Here is a 13,691-nt window from a genome sequence, read left to right on the forward strand (position 1 = left end):
ACGCCTATACCGGCTCTCCCGACGTCCGGGCCGCGATGACGCTCTCGTCGGCCGCTTCCTCTTCGCGCTGCTCGTGGTGCGGCGCCGTTCCGGAAAGCCGCAGCGTCGCCAGGAAGCCGAGCACGAGGAACCCGGCTGCAGCGAAGGCCGAGTACCGGGTGCCGTCGCTGAAGGCCTCCCGCGCGGCATCCGCTACAGCCGGGCTCTGCGCCTCGAGAGCCGGGATCGCGGAGCCGGCACTGTTGACGACCGCGTCGACGATTTGTGTCTGGGTCTGGGCCGGCAGGCCCGGCACGGTAGACAACTTCGCGTCGAGCGATGCGCCGACCGCGGTGAACAGCACAGTGCCGAGCACCGCGATTCCGAGCGCGGACCCGATCTGCCGGGCGGTGCTGGAGGTGCCGGAGCCCTGGCCGCTCTGCGCCACAGGGACGTCCTTGAGCACCACGCCGGTCAGCTGCGCGGTGGCCAGGCCGACGCCGATCCCGTAGACGAACAGGAACGGCACGACCACCAGCCAGGTGGCTTCCGCGGTGATGACAATGCCGAGCCCGGTGACACCGATGATCTCCGCGATGATGCCCATGCGCACGATCGTCTCCGGCGAGGTCTTGTTTCCGAACGCGCCCGACAGCCCGCTGGCCACGAACGAGCCCAGCGCGAGGGCGAGCAGCACGAAACCGGTCTGCAGTGCGTCATAGCCGAGCACGTTCTGCAACCAGAGCGGCAGCGAGAGGATGATGCCGAATTCGCCGAGCGACACGATCATGGCGGCGATATTGCCGTTGCGGAACGAAGGGATCGCGAACAGGGAGAAGGCGAGCAGGGTGGTCTGTCCGGCCAGCTGCCGGTAGCGCCCCCAGGCGACGAAGGCGATCCCGGAAACGATGGTGAGCAGGAAGACGAACGGGATGATCGACGCGGAGTACGGCCAGGTCCAGTCGCCGAAAGTCGGGGCGTTGTTGGTGAGCCACCAGCCGTAGGTACGGCCCTCGATCAACCCGAAGACGAGCGAGGCGCTGGTGATGACCGAGAGGATGGCACCGACCACGTCGACGCGGCGGGGCTCCCCGGCATCCCGGGATTCGACCACGAAGACCAGCACGCCGATGATGATGACGATGCCGAGGGGCACGTTGATGCCGAACGCCCAGCGCCAGGAGAAGTAGGTGGTGAGCCAGCCGCCGAGCAGCGGGCCGACGGCCACCATGCCACCGATGGTCGAGCCCCAGATCGCGAACGCGATGCCGCGGTCCCGGCCACGAAAGGTGGCGTTGATGATCGACAGGGTGGTCGGCAGCACCATCGCGCCGCCGACGCCTTGGATCAGCCGGGATAGGATCAGCAGGTCACCCGACTGGGAGAACGCGGCGAAGACGGATGCCGTGGCGAAGACGATCACGCCGAGCACCAGGATGCGGCGGCGCCCGAAGCGGTCAGCGAGCGTGCCGAACACAAGCAGGAGCGCGGCGAAGACGAGCGTGTAGCTCTCCTGCACCCACTGCACCTGGGTCGACGTGATGCCCAGGTCTTCCACGATCGAGGGAATGGCAACGTTGATGATCGTGGAGTCGACGATGATCAGGGCGACCGCGACGCTGATGAAAACGAGGCCGGCCCAGCGACGGCGGGCCGAGGGTGCGGTGGGGGCGGTGCTGGTCATGCGGGTACCAGCCCTCGCGTTGACGTGGAAGAGGAGCTTCGGATGCGAATGGTGACGGTGACCGTGAGAATGACGACCACCGCGACGAGGGCCGCGATCGCGGCCGGGGTGGAAAGAAGAGTGCCCGTGAGGCGGGCGACGGCGATCCAGGCGAGTCCCCAGCAGAGGGATGCGGAGGGCGCGAGCCGGCCATGCCCGGAGAGGGCGATCAGCACGCCGACCAGGCCGGCCAACGCGATCACGGCGACCCCCCAGACGTCCGCACTGATGCCGAAACCGCCGAAGCCGGCGGCGACGAGCACGGCCGTCACGTTCGCCGCGGTGGCGATGCTGACCCAGCCCAGGTACAGGCCGATCGTGCCGTCGGCGACGATCGTCTCGACCAGGTTCTTCGGCCGCGAGGCGACGGTGAGCTGGAACGCCCGGATAAGCACGGCCAGAAGCAGCACGATCACGGGGACGCTGAGTGCGAGCAGGTCGAACTGGATACTGAGGATCCAGGCCGCGTTCAGGACCAGCGACGCGGCGACCAGGTAGCCGAGGGTGCGCTGCCGGGCATCCGTTGTCTGCGCCGGCAGGAACTGCCAGATGGCGTAGGCGATCAGGCCGAGGTAGATCGGCGTCCAGATGCCGAATGCCGGGCCGTCGGGGGCGATCGGGGTCGCGTCGGCTGCCAGAGCCCCGCCCGACGCGTTCTGGATCGGGGTTCCGCCGGCGGCGCCCGAACCGATGAACGATCCCACGATGGCCAGGATCGCACTGACCAGCACCACGGTCTGGCGCAGACGATCGTTGCTCAGTTTCATCTCAGTCTCCTACTAATCAGCTAGCTGATTAGTTGACGCTAGCACTAGATTAGGGGCATGACCACACCTGATCCGAAACCCCCGGCGGACCAGAAGCCGAAACCGGCGCCAGTGCAGGAGTCCATGGCCTGCTGGCCGACCGGACGCCTGCTTTCGACCGCCGCGCGGCTGGTCGAACACGCCTGGGTGGAGGCGCTGGACCAGCTGGGACTTACCCACGCCGGCATGGTCGCACTGCACCTGCTCGGCTCGGGGCCGCTCAGCCAGACCGAACTCGCTCGTGCCGCCCGCGTGCAGACGCAGACCATGTCCCGCACCCTCGAACGACTCGAGCGCGAGGGCTACGTGGTGCGCACCCGGGACGAGCACGACGCCCGGCGACACTCCGTGGTCAGAACGGATGCCGGCACCGCCGTCTGGGAGCAGTCCCGCACGCTCGAGGCCGACCTCTTTCCCGAGCTCGAGAACGCGGACGCGATGCGTGACGCGCTGCTCACGATCATCTCCGCCTCCTCAGCCCGCCGCTGGTAACCCGGCCGTACGACACCTGGCAAGCGGGGCACCCCACGGGCGTGTCTCCTAACGGCTTCAACCAGATCGTGATGGCCCGGAGGAGGACTCCGCCGCGGTGGATGACGGCGCGCTTGTCCTACCGGGTCGCGATGGCGCACATCGCTGCTCACTGCCTGGGCTGCTTCCGGACAAGGGCGCGAACCGCATGACGCCAGACCGCTGTGGCGTGGTCAGGTTACGGAGGGGAAAAAACGCCCTGTGCCACGGAGCGGCGGGCGATTCGGAGTGCGGCAACGAACGACACCCGGTTGGGGTCGCGGTGAGCGTGGCGCCCGTGACAAGAAACGGCTGCCTCGTGCACGCAAATGTGCGGGAACCGAAATCAACCCGCACGAGGTCCCGTCCCCCGAGCTGACTTTCCTTTTGCGCAAGTGTGAAGCGTGGCCGTCCCGGCCTTGCCGAGCGGCTCGATATACACAGCAAGGCCCACACTGACCGCGACTAAACTAGGGACTTCGGTTTAAGGGGTGTTCGTGATCGACCAGGAGCTTGTTCGGGAACAGAACTATGTCCAGGGCCTGTATGCGCGGCTGGACGCGCTGGCGAAAGAGGCCGAAGGCCAGCTGAAAGCGGTGCGCCGCCTCGATGTCGGTGGCAACCACCAATCGCGCAGCGAACGCGACACCTTTGCCCGCCTCTACGAGGACCGCATCGTGCAACTGCGCGAGGTCGACGACCGGCTCGCTTTCGGCCGACTCGAAACCATGCCCGACGACTCCGGCGACTCGGTCTACCGCTACATCGGCCGGGTCGGCCTGCGCGATGAACACCACAAACCGCTGCTGCTGGACTGGCGGGTGCCGCAGGCGAGCGCGTTCTACCAAGCCACCGCCGCCACACCGCTCGGCGCCCGGGCTCGCCGCCACCTGCTGTCCAAGGGGCGCAGCATCATCCGCATCGAAGACGAGATCCTCGATGCCGCCCTGCTCGCTGACCCTTCGGCGAGCGCGCACCAGGGCGAAGGCGCCCTGCTCGCCGCCCTCACCGCGCAGCGCACCGGGCACATGTCCGACATTGTCTCGACCATTCAGGCGGAGCAGGACCGCATCATCCGCTCTGAGCTGGCCGGTGTTCTGGTCGTGCAGGGTGGCCCGGGCACCGGCAAGACCGCCGTGGCACTGCACCGCGCCGCCTACCTGCTTTACACGCACCGGGATCGCCTGCGGGACAGCGGTGTGCTCATCATCGGCCCGACACCGTCGTTCCTGCAGTACATCGAGGCCGTGCTGCCCTCGCTCGGCGAGACCGGCGTCGTGCTCAACACCGTCGGCCAGCTTTTCCCCGGCATCGAAGCGACCAAAACGGATGCCCCCGCCGTCGCGGCCCTCAAAGGCCAGACCTTCATGGCCGACCTCATCGCGCGGGCCGTGCATTCCCGGCAACGCACCCCTGCCGCACCGCAGGTGCTGGTCGTGAACGGCGATCGCATCGTGCTGCAGCCCGAACTCGTGGCCCACGCGATCGCGCGTGCCCGCGGCACCAATAAGACTCACAACGAGGCCCGCGTGACGTTCGTGAAGACCGCCATCAACGCGCTCTCCCGGGTCTGGCTCGAGCAGCTGCAGAAGCAGGGCCGGTCGATGGACGACACCGACCTGCCGATGCTGCGCGAAGACCTGCGCCTGGCCGACGATGTGCGGGTCGCACTGAACACCGCCTGGCTGCCGCTGACCCCGCAGAAACTGCTGCAGGATCTCTATGCGCGGCCGCAATGGCTGGAGGAACTCACCCCCCGCTGGCGTTTCGCCCAGCGCAAGCTGCTGGCACGCCCGCGCGACGCCGAGTTCACGATCGCCGACATTCCGCTGCTCGACGAAGCCGCCGAACTGCTCGGTGAGTACAACGCGGTGGACCAGGCCAAGAAGCGCGCGCTCAAGGAACAACGGGGGCGCGATGTGGAGAACGCCGAGACGGCCATCGAGAACATGCAGGTGAAGGGCTTGGTCAACGCAAAAGACCTCGCCGCCCGAGCCGGTGAACTCGATGAGCGCTCGACGACCAGTGAGCGCGCCGCCCGGGATCGCAGCTGGACCTACGGCCACGTCGTCATCGACGAAGCCCAGGAATTGTCGCCGATGCAGTGGCGGCTGGTGCTGCGGCGTGGTCCGCGCCGGTCATTCACGATCGTGGGTGACATCGCGCAGGCGGCCAGCGCCGCGGCATCCGCTACCTGGAAAGAAGCGTTGCAGCCGGTGCTCGACGGCTCGCCCGAAGCGGACCGTTGGCGGCTCGAAGAGCTCACCGTGAACTACCGCACCCCCAGCCAGATCGCCACGGCGGCCGAAACGGTGGCGCTCTCACACGGTCTGTCGATCACGCCGTCGCGCACGGTGCGGTCGAGTGAGTGGCCGGTCGAAACGGTAGCGGATGCCGCGGTGGCGGTCCGCAGCGACCGCGCGCTCGGCGCAGGTGGCACCCTCGCCGTGATCGTCGTCGACGCCGGGCTCGATGAGCTCGAAGCCACCCTGCGCGCCGAATTCGGCGATCTGCTCGGCGTCGGAGCACTCGGCCTGAGCCGGGAGATTGCGTTGCTCACGCCGCGAGACGCGAAGGGGCTGGAGTTCGACGCGGTGATCGTCGTCGACCCGACGGCCATTCTCGCGGCCTCCGAGCGTGGCGCCGGCGCACTCTACGTAGCGATGACCCGGGCCACGCAGCGGCTGTACCTCGTGGGGGACGCGCCGCTGGGCGATACACAGACTTCCTCCGTGGCTTAATTAGGAAATCCGTGGGGCGTAGCGCGTCTTGCCCGCGGAGCAGGGCGGGACCGGGCCACCGGCCGCACGGATTTCCTGAATTAGCCATGGGTAATGCGGGAGCCGTGGGCCGCCTACCCAGTCGGCTAGCGTTGAACCATGACATCGGAGTCCACGCCCACACCCTTTTCCAGCCTCGACGACTACATCGCGCTGCCCCGCGTTGAGGGTCTCGCGCTCTCGCCCGACGGCCAGCGCGTCGTACTCACCGTCGCCACCCTCACCCGCGATCAGACGAGCTACGAGCGCGCACTCTGGTCGGTGGCCGCCGACGGCAGTGGTGTTCCCACCCGCCTGACCCGGTCGGCGAAGGGCGAATCGCAGGCGGCGTTCACGGCCGCCGGTGATGTACTGTTCGTCTCCGGCCGGCCCGACGCGGCCGCTGCAGAGAAGGACGCCGAGGCCGCCCAGCTCTGGCTGCTCCCCGCCGCCGGCGGCGAGGCCCGCGCGATCACCCGGCTCGCCGGGGGAGTCTCCGGCATCGCCGCGGTGGCGACCGCCGCGCGGTCCCTCGTGATCGCGGCCGACCTGCTACCGAGCGCCGCCGACCTCGAAGCTGAGAGCGCCGCCCGCAAGGAACGAACTGAGAAAAAGGTCGCGGCCATTCTGCACGAGAGCTATCCGGTGCGCTTCTGGGACCACGACCTCGGCCCCGCAGAACCCCACCTGCTCGCGCTCGACCTCGCAGACCTGCACGACACGATTACGGCCCCCACAATCAACAGCGAAGCGGATGCCCCCGCCCCCTACCCCGCCGACCTCCCACGTCCCCGAGACCTCACGCCCACCCCCGGCCGCACCATGGACACCGCCGGCCAGGCCCTGACCCCCGACGGATCCACGCTCATCGTGGCGCTGCGGGTGGCCGAGCAGCGCTCCGGCCGGTACGTTCTGGTGTCCATCGACGTCGCGACCGGCGCCCAGACCACCCTGTTCGACGAGCCGAAGGTCGACTTCGAATCGCCAACCGTGAGCATCGACGGCCGCCAGGTCGCCTTCGTACGTTCCGCCGTCAGTACGCCGGACGGCCCGGCCGACCAGGAGATCTGGGTCGCCGACCTCGACGGCGGCCACCCGCGCCGCCTCGCCGCCGAGTGGGACCGTTGGCCGTCGAGCTTGGTCTTCGACTCGCCGGCAGACTCGCCGGCCGACTCGAGCCAGGCCCTCATCGTCACCGCCGACCACGACGGCCGCGGACCGATCTTTCGGGTGCCGCTCGATGGCGGCACGCCCGAACAGCTCACGACCGACGACTTCAGCTATACCAACGTCTCTGTCGACGCCCAGACCGGCGCCATAGTCGCGTTGCGTTCCTCGTGGATCACGCCGGCGCATCCGGTGCGGATCAGCCGGTCCGGTGTCATCACCACGCTCGCTACCCCGGCCGCGCTGCCTGTGGTTCCGGGCACGATCACGGAGGTGGAGACCGTGGCGGAGGACGGAGCACGAGTGCGCGCGTGGCTGCTGCTGCCTGCGGGAGCCTCGATACAGCATCCGGCACCGCTGTTGCTCTGGATTCACGGCGGCCCGCTGAACAGCTGGAACGCGTGGAGCTGGCGGTGGAGCCCGCTGCTCGCCGTGGCTCGCGGCTACGCGGTGCTACTGCCCGACCCGGCGCTCTCGACCGGCTATGGCCTGGATTTCATCGCGCGTGGCTGGAACTCCTGGGGCGCCAAGCCGTACACCGACCTGCTCGCGATTACGGATGCCGCCGAAGCGCTCCCCGAGATCGATGAGTCTCTGACCGCGGCGATGGGCGGATCATTCGGCGGCTACATGGCCAACTGGGTGGCCGGCCACACCGACCGGTTCCGCGCCATCGTGAGCCACGCGAGCCTGTGGTCGCTCGACCAGTTCAACGGCACGACTGATAACTCCGAGTACTGGCAGAGCATCTTCTCGGCGCAGGGCATGATCGACAACTCGCCGCACCAGGCGGTGCGCGACATTGTCACGCCGATGCTCGTCATTCACGGCGACCACGACTACCGGGTGCCGATCGGCGAGAGCCTGCGGCTGTGGTCGGAACTGGCCGAGCACCACGCCACTGCCGACGGCAGTACCCAGCACAAGTTCCTCTTCTTTCCCGATGAGAACCACTGGGTGTTGAAGCCGCAGCACGCGGTGATCTGGTACGAGACCGTGTTCGCGTTTCTCGACCAGCACGTGCACGGCGCCAACTGGAAGCGGCCGCGCCTGCTCGGCTGAGCGTACGACCCGGCCGGGAGTTTCGGTTAAAGTGGAGAGCTGGAGAGGAACCAGCTATTGAGTGATATTGCGAGCGAATTGGCGCGGGTGCGCGAAGCCTTCGACAAACCCACCCTGCGCCTGCTCGACCGCAAGTGGGCGCCGTTCGTGCTCGCCGTGTTCAAGAGCTCGTTCAGCCGGGACCGACGCAGCGTGCCGTGCGAACTGCTGCACACCCAGGTGGATGCCTACCTCGCCGACCTCCGCAGCATCGGCATCGACGCCCCAGAGAAAACCGGCCGGGCCCTGTGCGTGCAGTGGATGAACGACCTCTGGCTGTACCGCGAAGTGCGCGACACTGCTGACGGCAACCAGGAGCACTACTCGCTCACCAGCCACGCCCTCGAAGCCCTGCTGCTCGTTAACGGTCTCGCCCGGGATCGGGCGCTGATCAGCGAATCCCGACTCAGCACCATCGTCGACACGGTGCGCCACCGGGCCACGGAGGCCAACCCCGATCGTGAACAGCGGGTGCGCCGCCTCGACCAGCAGATCGACGAGCTGACCAGCGAGCGCGATCGCCTGGCCGGAGGCGGCGACATTGCAGCCGCCTCGAACGAGCAGATGCACGAGGGCTACGCCGACCTCATCGACCTCATTCAGCAGCTGCCGAGCGACTTCAAACGGGTTGAAGAATCCGTCGCGGCCATGCACCGGCAGATCGTCAGCGACTTTCGCGGCGAGGAACGCCCGATCAGCGAGGTCCTCGACGACTACCTCGCCAAAACGGATGCCCTCATGTCGTCAACCGCGGAGGGTCGGGCCTTCGAGGGCGCCTTCACCCTGCTGCGCAACGACACTCTCATGCAGGGGCTGAAAGCCGACCTCGAAACGATTCTGCTGCATCCGTTCGCCCTGGAACTGAGTTCTGCCGAACGTCGCAGCTTCATGAGCACGGTGACGCTGCTGCGCAAGGGCATCGACGACGTGCTCACCCAGCGCAAGGGACTCACCACCACCCTGCGCGAGCACATCGTCAACCACGACGTCGTGAAAGACCGCGAGCTCGAACGAGTGCTGCGGGACATCAACCGTGAACTCGCGACCTGGATGCAGACCGCAGGTCCCCGCGCTACCGTCACCGCCGAGCTCATGCCCGGCACCCTCGACGTCGAACATCTGCGGGAGCGGTTCTACGATCCGGTCGCCCATCGGGCCCCGCCGGCACTGATCGACGTGTCCGCCGCGGCGCCCGCAGCCCCGAGCCTCGGTGACCTGCGCCAGCAGGGCGGTCCGCTGCTCGAAGAACTGCGTGACGCTCTCGTGGCGGCCTTCGGCGCGGGTTCCGTCGCTGGTTCCGGTGCGGGGGAGGCGGCATCCGTTGGTGGCTTGTTCAACGGATTCGACGTGATTCTGCGCCGGCCGGTGGAGATTCTCGGCCTGCTGCAGCTCGCCGCCCAGCTCAGCCAGACAACCGATTCGACCGGCCTGGAAAGCTTCGAAACGGTGCGACCGGATGGCTCGGTGCGGCTCTTCGACGTGCCCCGCCGTATTCTGACCGACGACGACACGGCGGCCCTGGCCGCTCAGAATTTGGGATACCAGCATGAATGACGAATTGTCGGATGACCTGGCGCGCGACCTGGAAAACACCGGGATCGACAGCGACCCGCGGAGCCTGTCGCTGTTCGAGGGCGATGAGGGCGGACTCAGCGTGGAGCAGCGCCGCACCCTTGTGTTGCTGCTGAAGCACCGCTACATCTCGGCGGCCCTGCAGCCGGCCGAATGGCAGACGCTGCTCGCCTCGCAGAGCCTGCTCAAGTCGCGCCTCAACGACGTTTTCCTGGACCTGCACGTCGACCTGCACTACGAGGTCGCGTACAAGCGGCAGGCGGTTGCCGAGGGCGGCGAACGGTTTCCCACGCTGCTGCACGACGTCGCGTACACCCGCGAAGAGACCATTCTGCTCGTGCTGCTGCGCCAGCGGTTTCGCAGCGAACGGGCAGGCGGCCAGGAGATCGTGCTCGTCGACCGGGAGAACCTGGTCGAGAACGTCGCGCACTTTCGCCCGGACTACGCCACCGACCTCTCCGGCGACGCCCGCAAGGCGTCGGCCGCGGTCGACAGCCTCGCCAAGGCGCGGGTGCTGCTGAAGACCAGCGACCCTGACCGGTTTCGCGTTTCGGCGGTGATCGAGGTGCTTTTGTCGGTGGAACGCCTCGGCGAACTGCTCGACTGGTTGCGCGAAGAGAACGGCGACGCCACCAACGATGACCCATCGCTCACCGCCTCGCACCAGGAGCTGCTCGTATGAACGATTCCCCGCTGTTCTACCTTGACGGTGCTACCGAGGGCACCACCCAGTGGCGGGCCGAATCGATGCAACTGGTGAACTGGGGCGGTTTTCACGGCCATCACGAGATAGATTTCGCGGTGCAGTCCACGCTCGTCTCCGGTGCGTCGGGAACCGGAAAGAGCAGCCTGCTCGACGCCTATCTGGCACTGATGATGCCCTCGGACACCCCGTTCAACGGTGCCTCGAACGACGCCGGTTCCGGCCGCGCGCGCAGCGTTGACCAGCGCAACCTGATGACCTACCTGCGCGGCAAGACCGACGCCAACCGGGAAGCCACCACCGGGGAGCTCACCGACCAGGTGCTGCGCGGCGCACACGAGGCCACCTGGGGCGCCATTGCATTGACCCTGATCGACGACAACCAGCGCCGATTCACCGTGCTGCGGGCCTACTTCGTGCCGCGCGGCGCCCACAAATTCGCCGACGTCACCATGAAAATGGCCACCACAGACGGATCCCTCGACCTGCGCGACCTCGCCTCCTGCGCCGAAAGTCGGTTCGACAAGCGCGCGCTCAAGGCCCGCTTCGAGGGCCTCGACGTGTTCGACACCTACGCGGCGTTCGCCCAGACCCTGTACACCCGGCTCGGAATCGGCGCGAACGGCGAGGGTGGCAAAGCACTGCGCCTGCTCGCCCGCATCCAGGCCGGCCAGCAGGTGAAAACGGTCGACGGACTCTACAAGTCGATGGTGCTCGAAGAGCCGGCGACCTTTGCCGCCGCCGACAAAGCGGTCGACCACTTCGAAGACCTCGAACGCTCCTACGGCGCCATGGTCACCGAAGCCCAGAAAGCCCAGGTGCTCGAACGCCTGCCCGACCTGCACCAGGCCTACGAAACGGCCACCGCCAAGGCCGACCTGGTCGACACCTTTGGCGTGCACCGCGCCGGGAACACCCCGTTCGTGCTCTGGCAGCTGCTCACCGAGCAGACCCTGCTCGAGGCCGCCGCCGATACCAACCGGGCCGCCCGCCGTGACAACCAGGCCGCCCAGATTCAGGCCCGCGACGTGGAGACCGCGCTCAAGACCCGCTTAGCCGAGCTGCAACAGCAGCAGCGCGACAACGGCGGCGACGTGCTCGAACGTCTGCAGACCGAACTCGTGCACCTCGGCAACCAGCACGACGACGTGGCTCGTGAGCGCGCCGGCTTCGACGACCGGGTCAAGGTTTTGGCCGTGCCGATCGATTCCGCCGCCGGCTTCGCGGCCGCCCAGCAGGGCGCTGACCGGTTTGCCGCTGGTTTCGCCGACGCCGAGGCCGCCCTGGAGGCGACCCGCTCGGCACTACAACGCGAGTCGTACCCGGTGGAGGAGGGCATCCGCTCACTCAAGCAGGAGCGGGCGTTTTTGACCGGGCGCGAAAGCCTCGTGCCCCAGACGCTAGATAAGGCTCGGCTGCTGATCGCCGAGGCTGCCGGCATTGGCGCCGAGGAGTTGCCGTTCGTGGCCGAACTCATCGACCTCGCCGCCGGTGAAGAAGCGTGGCGGCAGGCCGCCGAGGTGATCCTATCGTCGGTCGTGCGCGTGCTGCTCGTTGACGAGACGCGGCTGGCGCACCTGAGCGCGGCGATCGACCCGTTGCAGCTGCCGCTGCGCATCCACTTTGAGGGGGTGGCGCTGAAGCCGCACGAGGCCGTGGCCGGCGACGCCCGGTACATGTCGGGCAAGCTCGACGTGAAGGATTCCCCGTTCAGCAGCTGGGTTCAGGCGCGCCTTCGCTCGTCGAACCTCGACGCTCTGTGCGTGGCCGACCCGTCCGAGCTGGGTGGCGGGGGTGCACGGGTGACCCCGAGCGGGCAGACCCGCAACGGTTCCCGCGGAGCCCATGGCGCGAACAGCGGCCAGAAATCGATCATCGGGTTTTCCAGCCGGGCTCGGCTGGACGACATTGCGGTGGAGCTGGCCGCGCAGGGGCTGGCGGCCGACGCTGTCGCGGGGCGGGCATCCGCTGTGTCGGGGCAACTGGGTGAGCTGCGGGAACAGCAGGCCGCTCACCAGCACATTCTCGACACGGACTGGTCGTCGATCGACGTCGCTGCGGCCACCGCGCGCATTGCCGATAAGAAGTCCGAATACGAGCGGATGCGCTCCGGCAGCGATATCCTGCGCGCCCTGAGCGACGAAGAGGGCCGGCTCACCCTCGAACTCGACGCTGCCCAGAAACTCAAGCACACCACCGACGGGGTCGGTTCGGTGCTGGGCGAGGAGCAGGGCAGCATCGTCGACGCGCAGGACACGGTGAACGACCGACTCGAGCAGATCGAACGGGGCGAGGCCCTGACCCTGTCAGAGGAGCACGCCGCACACCTGAACGAACAGTTCGCGCTGGTTACCGACCGGAACGACCTCGCCGGTTTCCCTGGCGGTCTGAAGCGCCTGCGCGAGCGGTTGATCGACCAGTCGGCGCAGGATCGTGACCGCGCAGCCCGTGACCGGGCCACCATGATCGGCATCTTCTCGACCTACCAGGCCCGCTGGCCCGACCCGAATATCGGTGTCGCGCTCGAATCGGTCACGAGCTACACCGACATCCTCGACGCCATCCGCACCCTCGGCCTCTCCGAGCGTCGTCAGGAATGGAAGCGGCGGCTGTCGGCGTGGAGCGGCCAGGACCTCGTGCCGCTCACCGGCGCCTTCAACACCGCGATCGAAGAAATCGAAGACCGGCTGCGGCCGATCAACGAGATCCTCGCGACCCTGCCGTTCGGTGCGACCCGTGACCGGTTGCAGATCGCGCTGCGGCGGCTGCACCGGGACGATGCGACGGCCTTTCGCAAGGAGCTCAAGGTGCTTTCCTCGGGTGCGACCGAGCAATTCACCGATGACGAGACCGAAGACCGATTCACCCGGCTGCAGCAGTTTATGAGCCTGATCCGCCCTGGTACCGCTGAGACGCCTTCGCAGCGGGACCTGCTGCTCGACGTTCGGCAGCACGTGGAGATCACCGCCGTGCGCGTCACACCGGAGGGAGCCCGGGTCAGTACCTACTCGTCGCTCGGCGGCAAGAGCGGCGGCGAGTCGCAGGAACTCGTGGCCTTCGTCGTCGGCGCCGCCCTGCGCTTTCAGCTCGGCGACGAGAGCCGTACCCGGCCGCGCTTCGCCCCGGTGTTCCTCGACGAGGGATTTGTCAAATCCGACGCCGAATTCGCAGGCCGGGCCGTGGCCGCGTGGAAGGGCCTCGGCTTTCAGCTCATCATCGGAGCCCCGCTCGACAAGGTCACCGCCCTGGAACCGCACATGCAGTTGGTGCTGTCGATCACCAAGAACACGGCCACCGGCTATTCCTACATCACGCCGCTGGCGTCGCCGGAGGCTGCTGCCTGATTCATATATGGGCAGCCCGGCCAAGTA

The 13,691-nt window shown here is 67.6% G+C and carries 8 protein-coding genes; 6 read left to right on the top strand and 2 right to left on the bottom strand.

The annotated features are described in order from the left end of the window. Positions 1–4: 4 nt before the first annotated feature. Both E3T35_RS09770 and E3T35_RS09775 read right to left on the bottom strand, forming a co-directional pair. Entirely contained in the window at positions 5–1,663 is a 1,659-nt protein-coding gene (locus E3T35_RS09770) for an MFS transporter (protein WP_134378808.1), read from the bottom strand. Next, positions 1,660–2,469 (bottom strand): TspO/MBR family protein, encoded by an 810-nt coding sequence (locus E3T35_RS09775; protein WP_134378810.1) that lies wholly within the window; start codon positions 2,467–2,469, stop codon positions 1,660–1,662. Before E3T35_RS09775 ends, E3T35_RS09770 begins: the two co-directional genes overlap by 4 nt. Positions 2,470–2,526: 57 nt before the next feature. Between E3T35_RS09775 and E3T35_RS09780 the strand changes: the two genes are divergently transcribed. From E3T35_RS09780 to E3T35_RS20085, 6 genes are all read left to right on the top strand, one after another. Beyond that, the gene (locus E3T35_RS09780; protein ID WP_241988804.1) at positions 2,527–3,000 is read left to right on the top strand and encodes a MarR family winged helix-turn-helix transcriptional regulator; all 474 of its coding nucleotides are present in this window, start codon (positions 2,527–2,529) and stop codon (positions 2,998–3,000) included. A 515-nt stretch (positions 3,001–3,515) separates the two neighbouring features. Continuing rightward, a complete protein-coding gene (locus E3T35_RS09785) occupies positions 3,516–5,759 on the top strand; it encodes a UvrD-helicase domain-containing protein (RefSeq protein WP_174776438.1) in 2,244 nt (747 codons plus the stop codon). Between the two features lie 138 nt (positions 5,760–5,897). Beyond that, a complete protein-coding gene (locus E3T35_RS09790) occupies positions 5,898–8,006 on the top strand; it encodes a prolyl oligopeptidase family serine peptidase (protein ID WP_134346632.1) in 2,109 nt (702 codons plus the stop codon). A gap of 57 nt (positions 8,007–8,063) precedes the next feature. Beyond that, complete coding sequence (locus E3T35_RS09795; RefSeq protein WP_166789901.1) at positions 8,064–9,599, top strand: DUF3375 family protein; 1,536 nt, start codon at positions 8,064–8,066, stop codon at positions 9,597–9,599. Further along, a complete protein-coding gene (locus tag E3T35_RS09800) occupies positions 9,592–10,299 on the top strand; it encodes a DUF4194 domain-containing protein (RefSeq protein WP_134346634.1) in 708 nt (235 codons plus the stop codon). The genes E3T35_RS09795 and E3T35_RS09800 overlap by 8 nt, the downstream gene beginning before the upstream one ends. Further along, positions 10,296–13,664 (top strand): ATP-binding protein, encoded by a 3,369-nt coding sequence (locus E3T35_RS20085; protein ID WP_134378814.1) that lies wholly within the window; start codon positions 10,296–10,298, stop codon positions 13,662–13,664. Before E3T35_RS09800 ends, E3T35_RS20085 begins: the two co-directional genes overlap by 4 nt. The last annotated feature ends 27 nt before the right edge of the window (positions 13,665–13,691 follow it).

Origin of the sequence: Cryobacterium sp. TMT1-2-2, from assembly GCF_004403505.1 — a bacterium.
GTDB lineage: Bacteria > Actinomycetota > Actinomycetes > Actinomycetales > Microbacteriaceae > Cryobacterium > Cryobacterium flavum.